17 protein-coding genes are annotated in these 24,473 nt (G+C 47.8%); 13 read left to right on the top strand and 4 right to left on the bottom strand.

Translation table 11 applies throughout. The features are described 5' to 3' along the window. Nucleotides 1-366: 366 nt before the first annotated feature. The 3 genes from ACEPSU_RS10130 to ACEPSU_RS10120 all read left to right on the top strand — a co-directional run bounded on the left by ACEPSU_RS10130 (nt 367) and on the right by ACEPSU_RS10120 (nt 8,335). Nucleotides 367-2,709, top strand: a complete 2,343-nt coding sequence (locus tag ACEPSU_RS10130; protein ID WP_395321412.1) for a hypothetical protein — start codon at nt 367-369, stop codon at nt 2,707-2,709. A gap of 608 nt (nt 2,710-3,317) precedes the next feature. Then, nucleotides 3,318-5,552: a lectin-like domain-containing protein gene (locus ACEPSU_RS10125; protein WP_395321410.1), complete on the top strand. Its 2,235-nt coding sequence runs from the start codon at nt 3,318-3,320 to the stop codon at nt 5,550-5,552. A gap of 410 nt (nt 5,553-5,962) precedes the next feature. Continuing rightward, nucleotides 5,963-8,335: a lectin-like domain-containing protein gene (locus ACEPSU_RS10120; protein WP_395321408.1), complete on the top strand. Its 2,373-nt coding sequence runs from the start codon at nt 5,963-5,965 to the stop codon at nt 8,333-8,335. 111 nt (nt 8,336-8,446) lie between these two features. Here the strand turns inward: ACEPSU_RS10120 and ACEPSU_RS10115 are convergent, their stop codons facing one another. Then, a complete protein-coding gene (locus ACEPSU_RS10115; protein ID WP_395321406.1) occupies nt 8,447-8,905 on the bottom strand; it encodes a low molecular weight protein-tyrosine-phosphatase in 459 nt (152 codons plus the stop codon). Between the two features lie 104 nt (nt 8,906-9,009). Between ACEPSU_RS10115 and ACEPSU_RS10110 the strand changes: the two genes are divergently transcribed. The 9 genes from ACEPSU_RS10110 (at nt 9,010) to ACEPSU_RS10070 (ending at nt 18,958) form a co-directional block, all read left to right on the top strand. Further along, nucleotides 9,010-9,588, top strand: a complete 579-nt coding sequence (locus tag ACEPSU_RS10110; protein ID WP_020090210.1) for a LemA family protein — start codon at nt 9,010-9,012, stop codon at nt 9,586-9,588. Between the two features lie 8 nt (nt 9,589-9,596). Further along, nucleotides 9,597-10,490: a zinc metalloprotease HtpX gene (gene htpX / locus ACEPSU_RS10105; protein WP_395321404.1), complete on the top strand. Its 894-nt coding sequence runs from the start codon at nt 9,597-9,599 to the stop codon at nt 10,488-10,490. A 118-nt stretch (nt 10,491-10,608) separates the two neighbouring features. Then, nucleotides 10,609-11,349: a hypothetical protein gene (locus tag ACEPSU_RS10100; RefSeq protein WP_395361529.1), complete on the top strand. Its 741-nt coding sequence runs from the start codon at nt 10,609-10,611 to the stop codon at nt 11,347-11,349. Between the two features lie 216 nt (nt 11,350-11,565). After that, a complete protein-coding gene (gene murF, locus ACEPSU_RS10095; protein WP_395321400.1) occupies nt 11,566-12,951 on the top strand; it encodes a UDP-N-acetylmuramoyl-tripeptide--D-alanyl-D-alanine ligase in 1,386 nt (461 codons plus the stop codon). Between the two features lie 194 nt (nt 12,952-13,145). Continuing rightward, nucleotides 13,146-14,735: a DEAD/DEAH box helicase gene (locus ACEPSU_RS10090; protein ID WP_020090214.1), complete on the top strand. Its 1,590-nt coding sequence runs from the start codon at nt 13,146-13,148 to the stop codon at nt 14,733-14,735. A gap of 498 nt (nt 14,736-15,233) precedes the next feature. Next, on the top strand, nt 15,234-16,376 hold the full coding sequence (locus tag ACEPSU_RS10085; protein WP_395321397.1) for a hypothetical protein: 1,143 nt from the start codon (nt 15,234-15,236) through the stop codon (nt 16,374-16,376). 343 nt (nt 16,377-16,719) lie between these two features. Further along, nucleotides 16,720-17,082, top strand: coding sequence for a holo-ACP synthase (gene acpS / locus ACEPSU_RS10080; RefSeq protein WP_395321395.1), 363 nt, complete (start codon nt 16,720-16,722; stop codon nt 17,080-17,082). After that, nucleotides 17,082-18,209 (top strand): alanine racemase, encoded by a 1,128-nt coding sequence (gene alr / locus ACEPSU_RS10075; protein WP_395321393.1) that lies wholly within the window; start codon nt 17,082-17,084, stop codon nt 18,207-18,209. The genes acpS and alr overlap by 1 nt, the downstream gene beginning before the upstream one ends. Nucleotides 18,210-18,559: 350 nt before the next feature. Continuing rightward, nucleotides 18,560-18,958, top strand: a complete 399-nt coding sequence (locus tag ACEPSU_RS10070; protein WP_020090454.1) for a type II toxin-antitoxin system PemK/MazF family toxin — start codon at nt 18,560-18,562, stop codon at nt 18,956-18,958. Between the two features lie 676 nt (nt 18,959-19,634). On the opposite strand, the gene cbpA is transcribed toward ACEPSU_RS10070, so the two are convergent. From cbpA to ACEPSU_RS10055, 3 genes are all read right to left on the bottom strand, one after another. Beyond that, the gene (gene cbpA / locus ACEPSU_RS10065; protein ID WP_020090453.1) at nt 19,635-20,276 is read right to left on the bottom strand and encodes a cyclic di-AMP binding protein CbpA; all 642 of its coding nucleotides are present in this window, start codon (nt 20,274-20,276) and stop codon (nt 19,635-19,637) included. A gap of 199 nt (nt 20,277-20,475) precedes the next feature. Further along, nucleotides 20,476-21,864: a L,D-transpeptidase family protein gene (locus ACEPSU_RS10060; RefSeq protein ID WP_395321391.1), complete on the bottom strand. Its 1,389-nt coding sequence runs from the start codon at nt 21,862-21,864 to the stop codon at nt 20,476-20,478. A gap of 521 nt (nt 21,865-22,385) precedes the next feature. Further along, nucleotides 22,386-23,345, bottom strand: coding sequence for an L-lactate dehydrogenase (locus ACEPSU_RS10055; protein WP_395321389.1), 960 nt, complete (start codon nt 23,343-23,345; stop codon nt 22,386-22,388). A 570-nt stretch (nt 23,346-23,915) separates the two neighbouring features. On the opposite strand from ACEPSU_RS10055, the gene pth reads away from it, so the two are divergent. Then, entirely contained in the window at nt 23,916-24,473 is a 558-nt protein-coding gene (gene pth / locus ACEPSU_RS10050) for an aminoacyl-tRNA hydrolase (protein ID WP_125702034.1), read from the top strand.

The following is a 24,473-nucleotide window of genomic DNA, read 5'->3' as shown; positions in this document are numbered from 1 at the left end:
CAAATTAAGGGGGAGAAAACGGTTCGAGAAGTGATAGTAAGTTTGGTTAACAACGCAACCTAAATTTTATGGTCAAATTACCCCATTTACGGGGCTTTCAGAATTATTTTGCTATAACGGTATCGGTTATCATCGTATAATTAACTTAGATATTGATCCCAGAACCAATCAATGAACCAACCTAATTACACTTAAAATCATCACCTGAAAACAATACTTAATGAGGAGGCCAGAGTGGTCTTATTTGGGCAGAGCCGTTTTGCGGACGGAAATTTTGCCGGTTTAGCTGTTAACATAGCGTTAAAAGTTGAGGAATAAGTTTTCGTAGTCACGCCCAACTGAATTGGGCAACGGGGGGGCTATCACATGCGATTTAGAAAAGGATTATTGACATTACTAGGAGCGTTGGCTATTGCTGGGATGGGGCTGTTTGCGGCTCCGGAAACGGCACAGGCTTTAGATTCGCCGGAAGATGCGATGGGCAGTGCACCACAAGGGGTTAAAGTTAAGGGCAATCCTTATTTCAATATACCAGACAAACTAGGAACTACTACCCTTGGAAACAGTGCCAAGCTTTTGGAGCAAGATCAAACTACCAATAGGTTACCGATGGATGGTATTGAGATTAGTAGTTACGGCGGGAAAAATACAGGTGGTGCAATTTGGTCGAATAATCGGTCGTTTGATCTGTATAAGAATCAGCGCTTGTCGATGTGGATCTACATGAGTGCTGATAACTCCTCTTGGACCAAGCCAGGTGAAGGTATGGCCTTCGTTTTGCAGAATGATAGCAATAATGAATTCTCTGGTACAGGTGAAGCATTAGGCGTTTGGGGTGTTGATCCACAATCCAAGGACGGAAGTGCATTGACGATTGCAAATAAGGCAATTCCCAATAGCTGGGCTGTGGAATTTGATACACATATGAATAATACGGATCCATCGGATTCATCATCGAATTGGATTATGGGAAAGCAGGCGCCAAGTGCTTTTGACTTAGGTGATGGATTTGGTTACGCAAATATGTCTGATAATACGGAAGTCTCACGAACTTATGATGGCGAGCATATTGCGTCTGGCTATCCTGGCGATCAAGGGACGTATTCAGATTTTAAAACTTTTGGAACAATACAGACTGGACTATTACCATCAGTTGGTAATTACCATTATTACAAGCAAGTTCATCGTGGTTTAATTACCGATACGAGCACCCTTTTGACTGACCGGGCTTGGCATCACGTGACACTTGACTATACGAAACCCGCAGCTGGTAGTACGATTGGGACGATGCAGTATTATTTAGATGACAAGAGTACCAGTACAGGGGCTCCAGTGACAGTGGATAATAAAAAGACAAAAGCTTATATTGACACGAAGAAATTGAGTGCGGATAGTACTAACAGTAAGGTATTCTGGGGAATTACAGGATCAACGGGTGCCTCAACTGACGCTGATTTTCCTAAAAATGATTCACAAAATAGTTTAGTTGTCTTTGAACATGTTCCTGGTCTGATTGACTCGAGTGCCAGTGCCAGCGTCATTGATGAAGCGACAAATAGTGAGGTTGGCACTGCTGGTATTAGCGGCAATAGTAAGGTGAAAGTTCAATATAAAGTCAATTATGATTCTGGATCGGATTCGTGGGACAGTATCATGGCAAACCTGCGTATCCCGAAAGGCATTCAAATAACGTCCGGAACGATGCAAAAGACTAATGATGCGGTGGCATCGAATGTTGATGTTAGCGGTCTTTCTGGTAAGGCAACTGATGGACAAAGTCTGAACGTCAATGTAGGGTCATTAACGGCTGCGAATAAGACGGCAACCATCACATTGGAGGGGAAGACCCTTAACGATAAGTCTTATACAACCAGCGACGTGACGTCTAACTTTGTTGGGACGGGTGAAATGACCAGTGCAACTATTAAGAGCTTTAAGATTACGCAACAGGCATTAATGCTGAACTTGAATCAGACCAGTATCAATGTTAATCAAGGCAATGATCTCGATATTACAGGGAATGTTGCTAAGGGTGATGGGACTACTTTGACGAATTCTAAGGTGAAATTGAATCCGACAATCTACGATGCACAAAATAATCCGACATCTTTACCAGCAGTAACACTGAGTGATGCCAACCCCGCTACTGGCTTTACTTATCATCTGGCATCGAATAGTCTACCTGCAGGGACGTACAAATTAAGTATTATCGCATCTGACGGTAGCGGAAATTATACGAATCCACAAACGGTAGATATTGTCATCGGTAACGTTGACTTCGGCAGTTCCTCTGGCGACTTGAACTACGATGCAACCATTAGTGGTTCAGGCCAATTGGTCAGTCGCTCTGACCCTAACTGGTCGTTCAATATTAACGATACGGTGACGAGCGGGACCAAGTGGAAACTGGATGCCGAAGCTACGCCATTGACGATGCAGTCTACCACGGGGACGAATGCTCCGGAAACGAATGACACCGGAACGCCGCTGGATGGTCAGCTGGTTTACAGTGATAAGACCGGTATCCATCCATTAACGGCAGATGCCCAGACACCGATTACCAATCATGTTTCAGATGGCTCCAATACACCTGTTAATATTGCTAGTGATTGGGACGATAATTCCGGGATCTTGTTGCAACTGAATGGTGGTGCGGTTCAGGGGAAGTACCGAGGAACAGTAACCTGGATACTGTCGAATACGCCTTAATGCTGAATAGAAATTTACGGAGATGTGGCCATTGACCGCATCTTTTTTTTCGCTCTGTTAGCTAATATTAGATAATTTGTATTCAAATTCTTGTTTGACCGAGGTCAGGATGTATTCTGCAATGTTACAACTTTCTTATAATGTAGAAATTATTTGTATACATCCTGAATGGTATACGTTGACCCAATTCGTTTGTTGTGTGGGGAAAGGCTACGCAGTGGGTGTTGCCTAAATGTGTGGCTTAGTTGAACAATCCTTGGTATAGCTTGAATGAGGGTGGACTCAGCTTTTTGAAAACGTATTAATCAGATAACTTATATTATTTTAGTTGTGTTCCGCCCCTAAACCGAATATAATGAATTTTGTTAATAGGAGAATCAATATAGGGGAGTTGGGTTCTTGGGGAAGAATCCGACTCGAGTTGATTCTACGAGTATTCAATCGGTTGCGCGCTTTTGACCGTCGGGGATTGAAAGTTAACTGAATTTAGGCCGAAACTGCTGATGTGGATAAGACATTGACAAGCAATGCAGCGTGATTGAATGGAGAGAAAGCTCGCCATTACTGACTAATGAAGGCAGCTTTTCGTTTCAGAAGGAGCGGGTATTTTGAAGATTAAATCAGTTTTATTGAGTGTTATGGCCATCGGGTTAGGGATTATGATTTGGGGACGGGGAACGGTTGCGCAAGCAGATTTGACGGATGCCTTAAACAAGGCACCACAGGGAGTTAATGTCGATAGTTACTTTCAGACTGGTAGTATTTTGCCAAACTCAGCAACTAAAGTAGCAACTGATTTTGGGGAAAATCAAGCAGTTCAATTAACAAATAATGCGGGTCAATTAGGAACAATTTGGACCCAAGATGATGCCAAAATGAGCTTGGATTCTGACGAAACGGCCTCCATGTGGATGTACTTTGGTGACAAAAACTCCAGTTCCGGTGATGGTATGGCATTCGTCATGCAAAATGATGATCGATATGATCATGGAATGGGTGCCAGTACCAGGAATGCAAATGGCAATTCAGTTGCAGGAGAAACTTTGGGTGTTTGGGGAACTGATCAGGATAAAAATATGTCTACAGCTGGTGAAGTTGCGGCAACAGGTATCCAAAATAGTTGGGCATTAGAGTTTGATACCTTTCATAACGGGACAACTGGAGAAGGAGCGTTAGGTGCTGGGAGTTCTTTCGATACAGATAGTTCATTGTCGGCCTCCTATGCGCATATTGCTTCTGGATTTCCTGGAAAAGCAAAGACTTACAATATGCATCAGGTACCGGTGACAACGACGACTAAAGTTCCGGATGGGACTTTTTTTGGAATTCCTCAGTATAAAGACGTAAGCACAACTAACCAGTACTATTATGCTTCCATGAATCACACTAAACCTATCGAAGGCAAGTCAGCAGGCTGGTTGGTTGACGGTAAATGGTACCACGTGACTTTAAAGTGGAATGCTGCTGATCAAACAATGACGTATGTTTTTGACGATAAGGATCCGAAGACCGGGCAGCCGAAGGCCAATGCAACAAGCAAAACGGTCAGTGTGCCGAAGTCAACCATTGATCCCGAAAATACTGGAAAAGTTCGCTGGGGCTTTACTGGTTCTACTGGGACTAACTGGGAACCCAATGCCGTTATCTTTGAACAGGTTCCTGGGATCGTCAATTCGAACGCCACTGCAACCTTGAAGGATGAAACAACTCAGAGAACGGTTGCCAGTGGGGACAGCGTTGGTGGTGGACACCACATGCGGTTGACCTACAACTTGGCCTACACGGGCGGTAGTCAGAACTGGAAAGATATTCAAGCTAAGCTTAACTTGCCAAGCAATATGACATTCTCTGGTGGAACGGTTACGTACGGCGATTCGTCGTTAGCCAAAACATCGCTTTCAGCGGCTGATTTGAACACCAAGTCTCCGACAGTGCCAATTACTGACATGTCAAAGACTAATCCAACTGCGACGATTACATTGGACGGTGTAGCGAGTCCTGGTGATTCCGCGTTAGCGATGAGTAAGTTTGTTGGGTCAAACGCGTTGGCTGATGCCACGGTTCCAGCATTCACTGTGACAGCACCGACTAAAACAAGTGCCTTGAATATGGTATTAACCGGTGACAGCGCTAGTGGTGAAACAAGCACGATGCCAGATAAGGATGTTCCGGTGACGGGACAACTGAAATATGACGATAATAGTGTAGTAAACAACGGCACTATGACGCTGCACCCAGTGCTTAATGGTGAATCACTGCCTACTGAGTTGTTGCGTTCATCTGATTCAGCTGGAGCGTTCACTTACAATGTGCCACAGGCCAAGTTGCTATCGGGTCAAGCTAATGACCTCAAGTTATACGCTGAAGATACCGATGGTCGGATCTCTAATGAAGTGACAGATACGATTACGGTGAAGACAGGATCACTAGATCTTTCAGTGCCGACGACTGCTAGTTTTGAACCGACAACATTGACCGGTAAGGAACAATTGATTCGGCCAAGTTCAGACTTAAAGGTAGCTGTAAGTGATACTCGTGGTAAGGGTAATGACTGGACTCTGTATGCTAAGTCGACACCATTTATGTCCAAGCTTAGAGGAACCTTGCCGGCCAGTCTCGTGTATAAGACTGGTGAAACGAAAGATGATTTAAGCGCGGGATATGTTAAGTTACATTCTGCGACGAGCACTAGCGATAATGATGTTACGGATGTGTCTGATGGCTGGACCGCTGACGAAGGGTTACTATTGGATGTTCAAGGTGATGCAGTTGGTGGAGTTAATAACGCACCAATGGCTTATATCGGACAAATAACTTGGAGCTTTACGAATGCGCCAACCTAATGATGAGATGAAGTCAGTCGATAAACGGCTGGCTTTTTTTTGTGTTTCAGTAAGTGTACCAAAAACGAAGACAATTAGATACCTTTATCTGCTAAAAGTGAGATATAAATATAGCGTATAGTCTTTTATAAATATTATTATAACGGCGTTTTATGGATTTTAATGTGGTTTATGTGCTATGCTTCTTTAAAATAGTACTGGGTATTATTATTGAATATATACTACTATAAAATTTGTTATGAAACAGCTACCAAAGCTTTGACTGAATAGAGTGTCGACATCGATTAACTTGACTAGCGAAAATGTCGTGGAAGCACTAATTTAGATTGATATCATAATTGAGAATGTTCGGAGGACAGCTATCTTAAAGGATTATAGGGGCATTGTTCGTAACACAAGGAGTGAGAATTTTGGGGATTAAATCAATAATTTTGGGAATCATGGCGGTTGGGCTAGGGCTCATTATTTTTGAGCGGCAGATGGTGGCACAAGCGTCAAAACAGGAAGATATAGGTACCGTTCTCGCGAATGCACCAAAGGGAATTACAATTGATGAGTACTTTAGTGCTGATAATATTAAAGGAAACGTGGCTACTAAGGTGCCAACTAAGTATGGAGAAAATCATGCTATTCAGTTGACCAGTGCACCTAATCAATTCGGCGCAATTTGGACAAGTGATGAAGCAAGGATGAGCTTAGGAGAAAACGAAACGGCCTCAATGTGGTTGTACTTCGGTAATGATCCTTTCCATGCTGGTGATGGTATGGCGTTTGTTATGCAAAATGATGAACGGAAATCTACTGCGACAGCCACCGATATTACAGGTAACCCAGCTACAGGTGAAACTTTAGGTGTATGGGGAATGGATCAACGGACTGATTTTAAGTTGATACCAGATTTGTCTGCAGTGGCGAAAAGTGCTATTCAGAATAGTTGGGCTCTAGAATTTGATACTTATGGTGGAAATCGTGATGACAATTTGACATCTCTAAAGGGCAATTTCCCCTCCCAATTTGATGTTGAAAACAGAACAGGCTATCCGCACATCGCTTCTAATTATCCTGGAGATAAAAACACTTACCGAGTTGGAGAGAGTGACGACTTGGTGTACTTGGGACCTACGTGGAGTAATTGGTTTGGATCATCGAAAAAGGTGCCTTATTATTATGTTAAAATGGCACATCAAGGTTTACTGTCCAAGCAAAGTGAATTCTTATCTAATGGGCAGTGGCACCATTTAACCTTAAAATGGCAAGCGCCATCGGCTGGGTCGTCTCTTGGGGAAATGACGTATTACTTTGATGATAAAGATCCACGAACTGGAATGAAATTGGACAATCCGGCAGTGCAGTCTGTTCAGGTTGATATCAGTAAGTTCCATCTGGGTGCGGATAAAAAGATTCGTTGGGGATTTACCGGCTCGACCGGAACACGTTATGAAAATAACTTGATCGTTTTTGAAAAAGTCCCAGGACTAGTCGATGTAGATGCCAATGCCCAACTAGTCGATAAGTCCCAGGCAAATAAAGTTATTGATGATCCTAAAGCCAGAGTCTATACGGGAGATCGAATGGTTCTGAAGTATCATCTGAACTATAAGAGTGGTCGTGATTCCTGGCAAAAGATTCAAAGTAAGTTACATTTGCCGGCGGGGATTGCTTTCAACTCGGCAACAGTTACCTACGATGATGGCAAACTCGCTGCTGATAAGGGGACAGAAACCTTCAGCATCAATCCCGATGATATCAGTGGCCAGTCAGTCAGCGGAACCTTGGCGCGATCCTTATCCAAGAACGTAGCCGTTGGTGAAACAACAGGGGCCACAATCACCTTTACGGGGTATGCGACTAGTAAGATAGCAACGGCAAGCACGCCAGAAGAAATTGCGGGTCAGACCAGTAGCTTCGAAGGCACCAATGCCATCACGCAAGCAACGACCAGTGCCTTTCAGCTGGTTGCAGGGGAAGACGATACCAGCGTGATGACCATGTCACTAACGGGTGATCACGTGTTGCCAGGCTCTGATAATCGGCGTGGCCACGAGTCACTGGCTTCAGCGGCAGATGTAACGGTCAGGGGTCGGATCGACTATCGTAAAAAAAGTGATGGTACAGCCATTGCGGGGAAGACGCTGACTTTGCAACCCCGGTTCAATGGGGAGAGTCTGCAGACCAAGGTAATTACGGATGTCGATAAGCGTGGGACCTATGATTTTACTTACACCATACCGGCTGGCAATCTATTGGGTGACGGCCATGACAATATTTTAGAGTTGTTTGCGGCGGATACGGCTGCTCACCTCAGCGCTACCAACAGTCTGCAATACACCGTGACGTTACAAAGTGGGGCCCGTAGCATGTCAGTCAGTTCTTTTGCCACCTTTAATAAGGACAATCCTCAGCATATGACTGGGCGTCAGATGCGACTAAAACCCGATACTAACTGGTCGGTTGTGGTTCATGACTCGGTCGGCAAGAACGATGCTTGGACGCTGCAAGCCAGCGCCTCCCCATTAACCTCGCGCCTACGTGACGGCCTATTGGCTGGTGACTTGAAATACGTCGATGGGGATGGCAATGAGAACAGCTTAACCCAAGGGAGTGTTAATCTGGAACACCATGTCACAGCCTCTGATGATGAGGATTTCGATATTACCAAGTTGTGGCGAGACAAGCCAAATCGAGGTATTTTCTTGGATATTGATGGTGGTGCCGCTCAAGGTCAGTACATGAGCCGCATTAGCTGGACGTTGATTCAAGACCCAATTACGCAAGAAACTTGAATTAATTTGGCTAACTAGTCTCTGCTGAACACTGCAAGGAATCTACAAATCAAAAAAGCAATGCCCGTCTTCACCAACGCTAGCTGGTTCAAAGCGGGCATTACTTTTCGTTTACGCGAGTTCGTCCAGCCAAGCTGGTAGGGCGGTCGCAAGTTCTTGATAGGTTAATTCAAATTTGTGCGTGTACCAGGGGTCGTCGATGGCTTCACCTTCGCGACCAGGGAGAATGTCGAGACACAGCTTGACCTTGGCGGCGTCTGCCGCGTTGGGGGCCATACGTTGTAGGTTAGCCACATTGGCGTGATCCATCGTGATGATGGTGTCGGCCCAATCGAAGTCTTCTGCTGTGATGGGCCGGGAACGATGTTGGCTCGCATCGAGACCATGGGCCCGCATTGCTTTGAGAGCACCGGGATGGGGATGATTGCCCTCTTCCTCGGGACTGGTGGCAACGGAAGCCACCTCGAATTGGTTCGTCAGATGATGTTGATCGAGCAGATCGTTAAAGATAGCTTCAGCCATGGGGGAACGACAGATATTACCTAAGCAAACAAAGAGCACGTGTTGCATGGGAAACCTCCTAATTATTGGTAAAGCCAGGCATACTTACTGGAGTCTGGTTTTAGCCTTTGTTATGATGAGTGTACCAGAAATTTTGAGAAGGAGTGATAGATATGGCCTGGATTATTTTAATTATCGTGTTAGCCATTTTGGTTATTTGGTACGTGAGCGCCTACAACGGTCTGATCAAGACCCGGACGTACGTGCAGGAATCCTGGAGTCAGATTGATGTGCAATTGAAACGGCGGAATGATTTGATTCCGAACTTGGTTTCCACGACCAAGGGTTATGCCAATTACGAGCAGGGAACGTTAAAAAAGGTGGTCGAGTTGCGGAATCAATTAACCGCGATTCCCGCCGATGATCACCAACAGACGATGGAAGTTTCCAATCAACTGTCTACCACATTGCGGTCACTGTTTGCCTTATCCGAAAACTATCCGGATTTGAAGGCCAACACGCAGTTCACCCAATTAATGGAAGAATTGACCAACACCGAGAACAAGATTGCTTACTCACGGCAACTGTATAACAGTTCTGTGGCTAAGCTGACGTTGATGATTCAATCGTTCCCAAGCAACATTGTCGCCAAAGTGCATCACTTCCAGACCAGCGAATACTTGCAGGTGCCTGAAGAAGAGAAGACGACTCCTAAGGTCAACTTTGACGACTTCAATCAATCCGATAAGTAGGCGATAACATGTTATATGACCAAATTGCCATGAATAAGCGGCGCACCAGCTACGTGATGTTTGGCTTTGGCCTCTTGGTTCTGTTGATCGGCGCCGCACTGGGGTACCTCTTCTGGAGCAACTGGCAGTCGGGCGCCGTGATTGCGGCGGTCGTGGCGGGCATTTACATGCTGATCATGATTAGCCAATCGACTAACGTGGTCATGAGCATGAACCACGCCCGTGAAATTACCGATGTGAGCCAGGCCCCAGAGCTGTGGCATCTGATTGAAGACATGGCGATGGTGGGAAAAGTTCCCATGCCCCGCGTCTTCATCATCGATGATCCCAGTCCTAATGCTTTTGCGACCGGGAATAGTCCCGAAAAGGCGGCCGTTGCCGTGACGACCGGGATCCTCCAGCGGTTGAATCGTGAAGAACTCGAAGGCGTTATTGGCCATGAAATTTCTCATGTCCGAAATTACGATATTCGTCTACAGACCATTGCGTTGGCGCTGTCCGCGGCAATCGGAATGCTGGTCAACTTTGCCAGCAACTGGTTGTGGTGGGGTGGCGGCCGTCGGCGTGACGATGACCGCGACTCAGGCGGTAACGTTATTGTTCTCGTGATTTCAATTGTCCTAGTTGTGCTAGCCCCACTTGCGGCCAGTATTGCACAAATGGCGTTGTCTCGAAACCGCGAATATCTCGCCGATGCTTCTAGCGTTGAGCTGACGCGTAATCCACAAGGCCTGATCAATGCGCTACGAAAGATTGACGACAGCGAACCGATGGAAGCTGCGGACCCCAACAGTTCCGCACTGTATATCGGCGATCCCTTCAAGAATAAGCACCGTTTGGGTGACCTTTTCGCGACCCATCCACCAATTGCTGATCGTATTGCACGCCTCGAAAAAATGTAAAAATAAAGGTGCAGTTTTTACGTGAGTTTCGTAGTACAATTAACAATGAGACTAGGGGAAAGAGTGTAAGGTTATGCGCGGAAATTTTGTGTATTTAAGTTTAGAACCCGTGACGAATATGATTTATTCGTTAGGGATATCACCGGCTGATTTTTTAAACGGGATTCCAGCGATTCCCAATCAGCTCCTTTTATTAAACGATGAATCTGGGAACGATGTGGAGATTAATCCCCACACGCGTCTACAGACCATCACGGGGCAGACACAGATTCGGCGCTACATGCTGGCGAAGCACGAGCGCGCCGTGAAGTGGTTAGACTACGCGCACGGTGATGACTTAGACTTCTTGTTGCCGGGTGAGATTGCCGAGCTACTCTATCTGGCCCATATGGAAACCCATATTCGGACACCGTTCTACGCAAAATTACAGAACGACTACGCTTATTTAACGTTACGCGATGGTTTTTACAAGACGTACTACCGCAATTTATCGGATTTTGATCACGTGTTGGAGGTCAGTATCAAACGGCACTTACGAGCGATGCACAATAATCGTTGGGTCTTTGCCCGGCCACTGGCCATCAGTGATGTGCCTCATGAAATCCTGCTGCAACTCACGCAAGGACTGCTGGATGGCACGATTATTGCCTTTGATCAGTTGGTCGAACGACACCGTATCTACGTGATTCCGGTGCGGGCGATTACTCATCCAGAGCGGCAAAACACCTGGTATTCGCAAGAAGAGGTGTATGCCGATTCCCGTGAAGTGGCTAGTCTGCGCTATGACCTTGCTACGCGCGAATGGGCGTTGAGCATTCATGATAATCAGGTATTCAGTGATGTTAAAGACTTAATCTGAAGACGTAAGAACCACCGATGGCTTAGCGGCTATCGGTGGTTTTGTGATTTGAGGTTCACCAAATTCTGACGAGTTTTAAGTTAGTCCACTAGAATTCATGGTATAATGAGTCTCAGTATTTCATTTCGACGTTAACCGGGAAGCAGACTAACTTCCCAGAAACTAACTTAAAGCGGAAGGGCGTTACGCTCTGCCCGTTACATAGGAGCATAAAACATGAAGATGCAGCTTGCTGAAATTGCCCATGCAGTTGGGGCAATCAATGATTTTGAACAATGGCGGAGTGTCAGCGTCACCAGTGTGGCGTTTGATAGTCGGCACCTCCAACCCGGAGGCCTCTTTATTCCGCTGACGGGTGAACAGGACGGCCACCAGTTTATTCAGTCGGCCATCGATCATGGCGCTGCCGCAACGCTCTGGGCTAGAGACCTGGCAACGGCTCCCGCTGGTTTCCCCGTGATTCAGGTTGCCGATTCGTTGAAGGCACTTCAAGCTCTAGCACAGTACTATTTGACGAAGATTAATCCTCGGGTGGTTGCCATTACCGGGAGCAACGGGAAGACCACGACTAAGGATATGATTGCCAGTATTTTGGCGACCCAGTTCAACGTGACCAAGACCCATGCTAATTTCAATAACGAAATTGGCGTCCCAATGACCGTCCTTTCCATGGAACCCAATACAGAAATGTTGGTCGTGGAAATGGGGATGGACCGGCCAGGACAACTCGACTTTCTGAGTAACTTGGTGGCGCCCGATGTTGCCGTCATCACCATGATTGGTGAGGCTCACATCGAGTTCTTTGGGACCCGGGATAAGATTGCTGATGCCAAGATGGAAATCACCCACGGCCTCAGTGAGGATGGAATCATCGTCTACAATGGTGACGAACCATTGCTGCGTGACCGGACAGCTGATTTGAATCTTCGTAAGCGGACCTTTGGGCAGAGCGAAACGACCGATCTCTTTGCGACTGACATTGAAGCAACGTCGACCGCTACCAGTTTTACGACTAATCTCTGGCCTGACAAACCCTTTACGATTCCAATGATTGGGACGTATAACGTGAATAACGCGTTGGCAGCCTTGTCAGTTGCCAATGTCTATCGGATTCGGCCAGAGAATGCCCAGAAGGCACTCGCAACGGTTAATTTGACTGAGAATCGGGCTGAATGGGTCAAGGGTGCCGCTGGTGAGGATATTCTCAGTGACGTTTACAACGCCAATCCCACAGCCGTGAAGCAGGTCTTAGCGGCCTTCTCGCAAACCCCAGTTGTCGGTAAGCGGTACGCGGTTCTAGGCGATATGCTGGAACTCGGTGTGCAAGCAGATAGCATGCACGCTGATATTGCCACCGCCATTGATCCTGATAAGCTCAGTCACGTCTATTTGGTGGGGTCCCACATGGTGGCGTTACAACAGCGTTTGGCACAAGAAATGCCGGACTTGCCTGTGACTCATTTTGCCGCAGATGCCTTGCCAGCGCTTACATCAACGCTTCAAGATACCTTGACGGCGGATGATCAGATTTTATTAAAAGGATCTCACGGGATCCATTTAGAGCAAGTATTAGCGGCGTTACAGGATTCTAAAGAAAAATAATAATTCATGTAAGCAGTTTCCACAAGTCGTGGGAGTTGCTTATTTTGTTTCACCGTTGTATGATGGCTTAGTTGCTTATTTAGAGAAACAAACTTACCCCGCCTTAGCCAATCATTAATCGCACCAAGGAAAACGGATTTTTTCCGAGATTTATGAGGCACTGAGGCGATGCACCTATTAGGAGGAAATTATTTTTGAAGTTTAAAGAACTGGGTCTTTCTGAAGACCTACTGAAGGCTGTTACGACAGCAGGTTACGAAGAAGCGACCCCAATTCAAGCCGAGACAATCCCCATGGTTTTGGCTGGTCAAGACGTTATTGGACAAGCCCAAACCGGGACAGGGAAGACTGCGGCATTCGCCTTACCAATTCTTGAAAAGATTGATAAGAAGAACGAAAACGTACAAGCGCTAGTTGTTTCCCCAACACGGGAACTGGCCATTCAAACCCAAGAAGAAATTTATAAATTAGGCCGTAACGAACGGGCAAACGTCCAAGTCGTTTACGGTGGTGCTGACATCCGTCGGCAAATCAAATCATTAAAGAACCATCCTCAAGTCGTTGTTGGGACGCCAGGTCGTTTACTTGACCACATCCGTCGTCACACCTTGAAGTTGGACCATGTTCAGATGTTAGTTCTGGATGAAGCCGATGAAATGTTAAACATGGGTTTCTTGGACGACATTGAAGACATCATCAAGCAATTGCCAGAGAAGCGTCAAACGATGCTCTTCTCTGCAACGATGCCACCAGAAATCAAGCGGGTTGGGGTGCAATTCATGCACGATCCTAAACACGTGAAGATTAAGGCGAAGGAATTAACGACCGACTTGATCGATCAATTCTACGTCCGTTCTCGTGACTTCGAGAAGTTTGACGTGATGACGCGTTTCTTCGACGTTCAAAATCCAGATTTGACTATCGTCTTTACTCGGACGAAGCGTCGGGTTGACGAACTTTCCAGTGGGTTACAAGCCCGTGGCTACAACGCCGCTGGGATTCATGGTGATTTGACGCAAAAGCGTCGGACGCAAATCATGAACGAGTTCCGTCATGGTAAGCTGGATATCTTGGTTGCGACTGATGTTGCTGCCCGTGGGATTGACATCAACGATGTGACCCACGTGTACAACTACGATATTCCACAAGATCCAGATAGTTACGTTCACCGTGTCGGCCGTACCGGTCGTGCCGGGAAGCATGGGGTTTCCATGACTTTCGTAACGCCTAACGAAATGGATTACCTGCGTGAAATCGAAAAGCTGACGAAGGTGCGTATGCTTCCATTGAAGCCACCTTCGGATGAAGAAGCACTTGTGAGCCAATTAGGTGCTGCTAAAGAAGCAGTTGCTGACTTGGTTAACAAGACGGATACTGAAAAGTTTGCTGAAGTGGCTAAAGGCCTCTTGGCAGAATATGATGCTGAAGACTTAGTTGCTGCGTTATTAAACGACATGACTAAGGATGATAGCAGTCAAGTACCCGTAAAGATTACGCCAGAACGGCCATTACCTAAGCGCGGTAGCAAGGGTCACGGTGGTTATCACCACGGTGGCGGTAACCGTCGCGGCGGCAATGGTGGCGGTGGCTACCGTCATCGTCAAGACCGACGTGGCAATGGTGGCGAACATCGTGGCGGTTCACGTGGTGGGCATGATTCACGCAATCATGACTCCCGTAACCATGATTCACGCAACCATGGTGGCGACCGTAATCGTCGCAGTAACAACAGTGGTCGGCGTTCTGAAGGTGGCCGTGGGTTCACCATTCGGAAAAAAGACTAAATTAAAGATAATTGATTAGAAGGAAGCAACGCTCGGTTAGGCAGACCGGGAGTTGCTTTTTCTTATGGTCAGTACTTTTCAACGCATCATTAACGACGAGTTCCATTCGGTATAATCCCGAGCGATCGTGTAAAGTGTGAAGCAGTCTGCCGATTAGGCTAGGTGATGTTGGCCAGGTTGAAACGCCTAGATAAGTCAGTAGTGTACTTCATTAAATGGTCTAGGCTAGATGCCGTGAATGCGGCTGTTATCAGGATGATACGGCCCCACTAAAATTAAAAACAAAAAAATCACGAAAAATTCTTAAAGCCGTTGGTGCCTGATACCACGGCTTTTTTGATTACATCGCAGAACAAATTGCCCCACAAATCAATTTGTGAGAGTATATTTGCTATTGCGTTTCAATTATTTGCGTGGTAATATTCTCTTATCGAAACGATATGAGAAATCTTATCTAAACAAACGACCCTAGACAACCAACCACGGAGGTTACTAATTATGGCCAATCATTTTGACTTACATGCTGCGACTGCTCTTGCCACTAAGCCAGGACCGTTCATGACCATGATCTTACCTGTTACTGGCGTGCCAGTTACTGACCGGACGCAATTTAACAGCTTACTCAAGGAAGGGAAGCGACAGCTTGAGACCGTCGCGCCTAACCGTGCCTGGTCTGCGTACGAAGATTCCTTTGCGCCGTACGAACACGGCCCACTGACTAACGGAAGTGCCCGCGGCCTGCTAATTATGGCGGGGGCCACGGAGAGTTATCACTACTGGCTGCACACGGCGGTGATGCCGACCGTTACCGTGACCTATCAGCCTAATGTTCTGCCGATTCTACAATCGCGGGATCTGACGAGTGATTATGATCTGTTATTACTGGACGGTAAAGGCTTTGAGCTAGCGCAGGTTCGCAGTGGTCGGCCTGAGTTGGTGAACCTGCCGGTGGAAGCACCGACGACTTTGGAACAAGCACTGGGGAGTGAACTCCGCGATCGCGGGCGTTGGCAACGGTCCGCTGGAGACAGCACGCACTACAGTGGAACGGGCACGTTGGATGCTAGCAAATCTGCCGACCAACGTAACTATTTCATGGCGGTCGATGCCTATGTCAGCCAACACTTCTCTAACGTTGACCAAGTACCATTGATTCTTGTCGCGGCGGCCAGCGACCAGGGGAACTTCCGTAAGCTTTCACAGAATGCTTACTTGGACGCCAACGTTCGGGTCGTGCAGCACCCAAATTTGGCGGCGGCTAACCAGACTCTGGCGGCGTTAACGGTCGGCGTGAACGACCAACGCCACGTCCAGGCCACGCAGATTCGCCAGGACGCCTACGACAAGGTTCGCCAGCAGAATCAAGTCGTTCAGGACCTAGGTGCTCTGGCAACGGCCGCGGTGCAGGGGCAAATCGCCAAACTGTGGATTCAAGACGATGCTAGTCAGCCCGGTCATTTAACAGAGAGTGGTGACGTGATGACAGCAACGGCCCTGAGTCGGCAGAATAACTTGTACAACGACCTCGCGTTGCTAGTCTCGCAGCGTGGTGGGCAGGTTGAAGTACTCCCGGCAGATGCTATGCCAACGCGTAGTCCGATTGCCGCACAGCTACGGATCAGAGAGTCCGTTCAGCTGTAGGGTTGCTTTGGAGGAAAAGGTAAATTGCAAGAGTGTCGGTGGATTCCCCAGTCGTGGTGGCGGTCTACCGGCACTTTTGCCGTTAGCGGGTCACTGCTAGGGTTTCTAAAAAGGCTACGAAAGGGGGTGGTGCCAATGCCCTAGAATGGTTTAAGCCCCGAAAGGTTTGCTATTTCTGGGAATTATCGGCCTGAACACGTTGGCTTTAAGTTAACTTACATTAGAGCCAATCCGCCAACACCTTTAGATTAGTTTATGTTTTCGCTTAACCAGTTAAGTTGTGGGGGTCAATTCGGCACGGCTGTGCTAAAATATAACCTAGACATTATGGAGAGGTGACATCATGATCTACGGAACGGGCATCGATATTACTGATTTGGCGCGGGTCAAGGACGTTGTGGCGAAACAACCACAGTTTTTGCAACGCGTTTTGACACCTGCCGAGTTAGCCGATTATCACGAATTGAGTGGACAACGCGCAGTGGAATTTATCGCTGGACGTTGGTCCGCCAAGGAATCCTACAGCAAGGCCATGGGAACTGGTATTGGTCGGAAAGTGGGTTTTCAAGATATTGAGATTCGGGATAACGATGCTGGCCGGCCCGTTGTGTTACGGCAACCCTTCGCTGGGCGCGCCCACGTTTCAATCTCACACACGGCGACCGTAGTCATGACTCAGGTTATCTTAGAAAGAGGGCAAGCGTAATGGTAGTTGGGGTACACCGTCCAACGCAATTGGTCATTGACCGGGCTGCGTTACGGCACAACATTCACGCGGAGGTTGAACGGTTAGATCAGGGCTGTGAATTGTTTATGGTCGTCAAGGCTAATGGGTACGGCCACGGGGCAATTCAGGTCGCTCAAGCGGCTAAGGATGCCGGGGCCACCGGATTCTGTGTGGCAATTCTGGATGAAGCCTTGGAATTACGGGCAGCCGGGTTTAATGAACCTATTCTGATTTTAGGGGTGACCTCACCGGCCGATGCACCGTTAATGGCGGCTGAGAGAATCTCTACGACGGTTGCGGCGACGGACTGGTTGACTGATGCTCAGGCTTACTTGGCCCTCGCAGAACCAACCGCAGAGCCCTTACACGTTCATCTGGGCTTGGATACCGGGATGGGGCGTATTGGTTTCCGGACAGTCGACGAATTGACGACGGCCATTGACTTTTTAGAGAGTCATCAGTCAACGTTAGACTTCGAGGGGATTTTTACCCACTTTTCTACGGCAGATAGCCCGGATGACCACTATTTCAAGCAACAGGTGGCTAAATGGCACGCCCTCACGGATAATCTGCCCCACCGGCCCCGCTACGTCCACGTTTCCAACTCGGCAACGAGTCTGTGGCACGCAGCATGTAACGACAATATGGTTCGGTTCGGCGTGTCCGGTTACGGCTTGAATCCTTCCGGGACGGCCATCGAAGCACCCTATGCGTTACAGCCGGCTCTGAGCTTAACCAGTGAGTTGGTCTTCACGAAGAAGATCGCGGCTGGTGATTCAGTTGGCTACGGTGCCACCTATACCGCTGAGCAAGACGAATGGGTCGGCACTGTGCCGATTGGTTATGCGGATGGTTACGAACGCCGTCTACAGGGCTTCCACGTGTTAATTGATGGTCAGGCTTGCGAGATTATCGGTCGCGTTTGCATGGACCAATTGATGGTTCGCTTACCCCGTGATTATTCGCGGGGCACAACGGTTACCCTAGTGGGCCAAGACCACGGCGTTGAGGTGACGTTGCAGGACGTGGCTGATTACTGTGGAACCATTCATTACGAGATTGCTTGCGGCTTCACCAGTCGGTTGCCACGGCGGTATCTAAATTAATTTAGGCGGGTTATAGTGTCCAGGTTAGGTGATTCGTGGTAAACTATATGAGTCGAGATGAATTCACAACCTAGGAGGAAAATCATGATCCGTTCTCAGCAATTAAACAGACCAGCTTTACGGTTACACATTTCCAAGAGGGTCCAGCGTCAAGCGTTGGTACCATTGCGGTCGGCTGCAGCTGATAAACTTTCGTTAATTGCAGGGTATCAAGCGATGGCCCTCATCAATCAGGATATTGCTCGAATTTTTACGCCGTGCGAGGAAGAAGCCGAACGGCGACTAACCAAGTTTCGTAGAACACAACATTAAAAGACAAAACAGAATAAGTAGATAGGGGATGGCGGCCCATGGCCCGTGTTGAAGTTAAACGCGGTGATGTGTTCTTCGCCGACCTATCACCAGTCGTTGGTTCGGAGCAGGGCGGCATGCGTCCCGTCCTGATCGTCCAAAACAACGTGGGGAACCACTACAGTCCAACCGTAATTGTGGCGGCAATCACCGCCCGGATCGAAAAGCCTAAGATGCCGACACACGTCGGTATTTCGGCGGATCGAACCGGTATTGAGCGGGATTCCGTCATTTTGCTTGAGCAAATTCGAACAATCGATAAGCAACGGTTAAAGGACCAGGTGACCCACTTGGACGTGAAGACGATGGCAGCGGTCGACGCTGCTCTGGCAACCAGCGTGGGCTTGGTGGATAAGTCGAAGAAGAAGCGGAAACGAAGCAACACCCGCACTACATAGCAATCTTAGTGACAGTTAAGTTCAGGACTCTTTGTTCTGGGCTTTTTTGTTGCCAATTTTCGGGTTAACGGTGGCTGGTCGCCTGCGGCTGCCAGGGTTCCGCTTGCTGTGGGGACCGGTCAAAGCCTGAGAAGCGGTCTTTGACCTCGCCTGCAAGCCCCGAAAGTTCCGGGTCTTGCAGGTCGTCCCGCGCTGTAGGTTGGCAAAAAACGCCAACCAACACCGCCGTCACAGCACGCTCCACCCTGGCATCCTCCGACTTCAGTTAGCAGCTAACTCGATATTGAGGCGGTAGTGCCAACGGAGCTGTTGGTAACTGGTGAGCTGGCTACGAATGCTGTTCAGTGGCAGTTTACGTTAGCCGGTCTTACTGAACAGACTTTGACAAGTATTGGTTGAGAATACCAATGTATAGCCGGAGGCAGACAGGGTGGAACCGGCCGTGACGGTGGTGTTGGGCCGGGCGGGTGATTCTTCCCGGTCCTACAGCACGGGACATCTTGGAGACACGTGGTTTTCGTGGCTTCAAGGTGAGCTGGAAGCCCGTTCTTTGGCTGGAAGCGGTCCCCACAGCAGGTGGAACCCTGTCTGACGCAGGCGAGCGGTCATATTCACAACCATGTAATAAAAAAATCGCTCCACCAATGGATGGTGGGGCGATTCGATAGTGTTTGATTTAGCTTTCGTGGCGTAGGTCTTCGATTTCAGGAACGTGGAATTCCTTACGTTCGAGGGCCTTCACAATCCGGTCCAACTTTTCTTCGTCAACTTCGGCGGGAAGGGTGAACATGGTCCGGTGAACCAGTTCACCTTCCTGAGCATCCAGGCTGATGACACTGGCAATTGACGTGTACTTCGTGATGATCTTAGCCATTCCAGCTAAGTCACCGCGTTCACCGGCTGAGACAACGGTGATCACGTAACTCCCAATGTTCACATTCCAAGATTGAGATAGCATGTCCATCAAACGAGTATGCGTCAGGATACCGTAAAAGGCGTTCTGGTCATCTAACACGGCGATGTAAGGTAAATCCTTGATGGAGAAGAAGACGTTAAAGAAGGCAGCGTTGACCGAAATGAATTTCGTGGCGTTCTTCAGTAATGACGTCACCGGGAGCTGCATGTCGCCGCCCCGAGACTTATGGCGATAGATGTGCATCTTATAGATATTTCCCCGGAAGATCTGTCCGGTTTCATCCAGGATCGGCACACACCGATAGCCCGAGTCTTCCAAGACTTTCAGGGCTTGTTCCAGGGTGACGTCCTCGCGAACCGTAACTAACCGTTCTTTCGGTTTCACTAGGGATTTTAGCAGCATAGCAGTGACCTCCTAAAATTAGAAACTTCTAATAATCTCCTTTAATAATACCATAGTTCCCCCCGTAAATGGTAGCTCTTTTTCGTGAAAGACCGGGAAAGTTTTCCTAAAGAAGGGACGGCCTGTAAGGGGTTATGAAAAATATCATAAAAAGTCACAACGCACGTGAAAAGTACGTTGTGACTTTTTTAGAAATTCATTAGAAGATAACGACGGGTGTTCCGACGCTAACGTTTTTATAAACGGAACCAACCTTGGAAGGTGGCGTGTTGACACAGCCGTGTGACCCGTGACTCTTATACCAAGTGCCACCGTATTGCGGTTGCCAAGGCGAATCATGAATCCCAACGCCGGTGTCATCGACAGGCATCCAGTACTTAACCTTAGAGGCGTAATTGGACCCGTTGTCGTTCTTGCCACGTAACGTGGTGTTGCGTTCCTTGCTCCAAATTACCCAGACACCGCTTGGCGTGTGGTGGGCAGTCGTTGGCAGGCCGGTGACAACTGCAGTGGAGACCACAAGCTTACCGTTCTTATAGACCCACATGTGCTGGTTAACTTTGTCGACTTCCACGTAAGAGTTGCCGATATCGGTACCGTTATTGTGGTAGCCACTCCCTTGAATGGCGGGGGTGCGTGACATCCCTTTGCCAGCTAGGACCAGCTTGCTGAGGGTCGGTGTCTCAGACTTGACCTTGATACTCCAGCCATAAAGGCCAGCCTTGACCTTGACCGTTCCCCGCTTGGTGGACTTGAAGGTCCGGGTCTTGTTGATGGTGCCATACTTGCTGCTGAGCTTGGTCAGATAGCTCTTGATGGCAGACGTATTAGTCGCCAATTTACCATCCTTGAGTGTCAACCAACTGGCTAACGTTTCGGCAGGGACGGTGATCTTGTGACCACTTAACTTGTAGACGTAACTTTCCTTCGTAATGGCAACGGCCTTTTCCTTAGCCGTCTTGAAACTAGTACTCTTAGTCGTAACCGCTGGCTTGCGGTAATCTTTGGAAACGTTGACCGTGGTTTCGCCCTTTTCGATGGCGTTGGTGATGGACATTGCTAGCTTAGCCGCATCCAGCTGGTTCCCGTTTTGTTCCTTGGTGACTTCATATTGCCCATCTTTGTAGGTAAATGAAGCATCCTTGGCAGCCGTCCGCGTCGTATTCGCTTTGGTCGCGATATGGTCAGCTAACGCTTTGACGCTTTCCTGATTGGCGCTGCTGGCATTCAGCTTAATGCTGTCCGCCGTAGCGGTCGTGACGTGGACTGGCCAGGACCAAACGTTTTGCTTGGCAATTAGCTGCCGTAAAGCCGCCTGGGACGTAACTTTCAAATCAACCTTTTGGGTCTTGAAAGTTGCAACGGTCTTACTGCCATCCTTTAACGTTAATTCTTGATTCTTGAGTGCGGACTTGAGTTTCGTTGCCGCTTGATCGGCAGTACTGCCGCCGACATTAACCCCAGCAATCTCGGTATCCTTGAAGAATACTTTAGCTGAGGAATAGTGATACGCTTGGCCTACGTAAATCGCACCGACCGCGACAATTGCGGTCACGATGCCGATTATGAAGCCGGTTTTCTTTTTCATTGGTAGTGACCTCCTAAAATAAGCCAGTGGAAGGAAAGTCGTCGTCCTTAACGATCACATACTAGCATAAACCTAGCTTACTTCAAACAACCTTAAATGACAATCTTACTGCCTAATTGTTAGCGCTTTCGTAACTAATTAATTTTCTAATGTTAATATTTAAGGTTATTGGTGTCGACGGTTATGGTGGTGAAAGGCTTTACCTTTGCGCTATAAATTTGTGCGCAAGCCGCTCATGGCTTGAATGGCGATAGCTTAAGACTTGACCGAAAATTTGTGAAGGAATCGGTGGCATAACTCATGGTGGCGTTCCTTAAGTAAGGGTCGGTTAGGAGCGAACAATTAGGAACTTGAGGTGCAACAGGGGAGGGAATATGGTAAAAGTCAAAATATTTCCAGATTTCTTCGGATTCTGACTGAGATTGATGGTCGTGCTATATACGGGTGCGAGAATACTTTAAAATTAACCACAAAAAAATCGCCGCTCCCGCAGGAACGACGATTTCAAAGTCATAATTGAATTACTTGAGGGCAGCTAAACCGTCCTTAGTAACTTGCTTCAAAGTAGCAGCTGACTTAGCCATTAAGTCCTTTTCCTTATCGGATAATGGAACTTCAATGACGCTAGCTAAACCACTACCATTGATAACGGCAGGCGTACCGATGAAGATATCATCTAAGCCGTATTCGCCGTTCAAAGCAGCGCCGATAGGTAATACGGCGTTTTCGTCACGCAAGATAGCCTTAGTAATCCGCATCAAGCAGGTTGCAACACCGTAGAAAGTGGCACCCTTCTTGTTGATGATTTCGTAAGCCTTATTCCGCGTGTCGTCTTCGATCTTAGCTAAGTCGTCGTCAGTCACGCCTTGTTCCTTGGCGAGAGTCATCAATGGCTTAGAACCAATCGTAGCTTCGTCGTATGCGGCGAATTCGGAGTCACCGTGTTCACCCATGATGTAGGCGTCCACGTTCCGTGGGTCAACGTTGAACTTCTTAGCCAAAGCAACGCGTAAACGTGCCGTGTCCAATGAAGTCCCTGAACCGATAACCTTTTCCTTTGGGAAGCCTGAGAACTTCCAAGTAGCGTAAGTTAAGATGTCAACTGGGTTAGCAGCAACCACGAAGATACCATCGAAACCGGAATCAACAACGGGCTTAACGATTGAAGATAAGATCTTTAAGTTCTTGTTAACCAAGTCCAAACGCGTCTCGCCTGGCTTTTGTGGGGCACCAGCAGTGATTACGACGATGTCAGCATCGGCGCAGTCAGAGTAGTCACCGGAGTAGACTTTCTTAGGGGCAGTGAAGACTTGAGCATCTTCAAGGTCTAAGGCGTCTCCTTCAGTTCTATCCTTAATAACATCCACAATCACGAATTCTTCAGCTAAACCTTGGTTCATCATTGAGTAAGCGTATGAAGAGCCAACGGCCCCGTCACCAACGAGAACTACTTTTTGATGGTTTTTAGTAGTCAAATCCATTCATCTCCTAATAAATTTTTGACATCAAGGTACGCAAAAATACCCACTTGTAAGTATAACATGTAAACCAGAGGCCGACCACGGCCGGGCTTGAAAATTTGTGAAGACAGCGTTTTCTTTTAGTGAAACGATTCACCATGGGCAGAATCGGTGCAGTGGCGGGGGGACTATGCTATACTCAGGGGTGTTAATTTGGTATCGTCAGAATAATTTGCGCCAGCTGAACGGGGAGAAATGCGACCGTCCAGCTCTTTTGTTTCTCGCATACCTTGAGGGCCACAATTATCGGTGGCCACAACTGTCTGATGTGGTGTCCGCCAGCCCCCCTGTGAATCTAAACGGCTAAGATTAATTATTCCATATATTGGGCAACTAGGTCTTGTGCGGCTTGCTGGGTGCCAGTATGATGGCAATCAGTGAAGATTCTGCTACCACTTTGGGATGCAGACAACCAGATTAGACACGGATTCAAGTGTCAGCGCGGGTGTCAGTGCTTGAGCCACGGCCAGACGCCAGGTAACCCACGTTAGATAATAGAACTATTGTGATAAGAGGGAGAAATTAGTAAGCATGAAAATGATCGTTGGTTTAGGAAATATTGGTCCCCAATATAACGGGACGCGCCACAACACTGGTTTTATGGTCGTCGATGAATTTGCCAAACAACACGGGATTGAACTCACCACCCGGAAGTTGGACGCCCGTTACGGGACTGGTATTGTGAATGGTGAAAAGGTGCTGGTTGTGAAGCCCACAACGTTTATGAACGAATCCGGCCGGGCGGTACATCCTTTGATGGATTACTTTAAGATCGACTTAGACGACATCTTTATCGTCCACGATGATATGGACTTACCCGTGGGACATATCCGCCTGCGTGATCACGGTTCAGCCGGGGGGCATAACGGGATCAAGAGCATCATTGCACATGTCTCCAGCAAGGATTTCAAGCGCCTGCGTGTGGGTACCGGTCATCCCGAGAAGATGTCCGTCGTTGACTACGTGTTGACCAAGTTCACCACGGAACAACAACCCCTCTTCAACCAGTCTGCAGATAAGGCCGTAGCGGCGTTGGATGACTGGCTGAGCGGGACGGAATTCACTCAGTTAATGAATAAGTACAACTAA

The organism is Levilactobacillus parabrevis (assembly GCF_044051715.1).
GTDB lineage: Bacteria > Bacillota > Bacilli > Lactobacillales > Lactobacillaceae > Levilactobacillus > Levilactobacillus parabrevis.
Note: the sequence above shows the minus strand (reverse complement) of the source record. Positions and strands in the feature narration are given on the sequence as shown.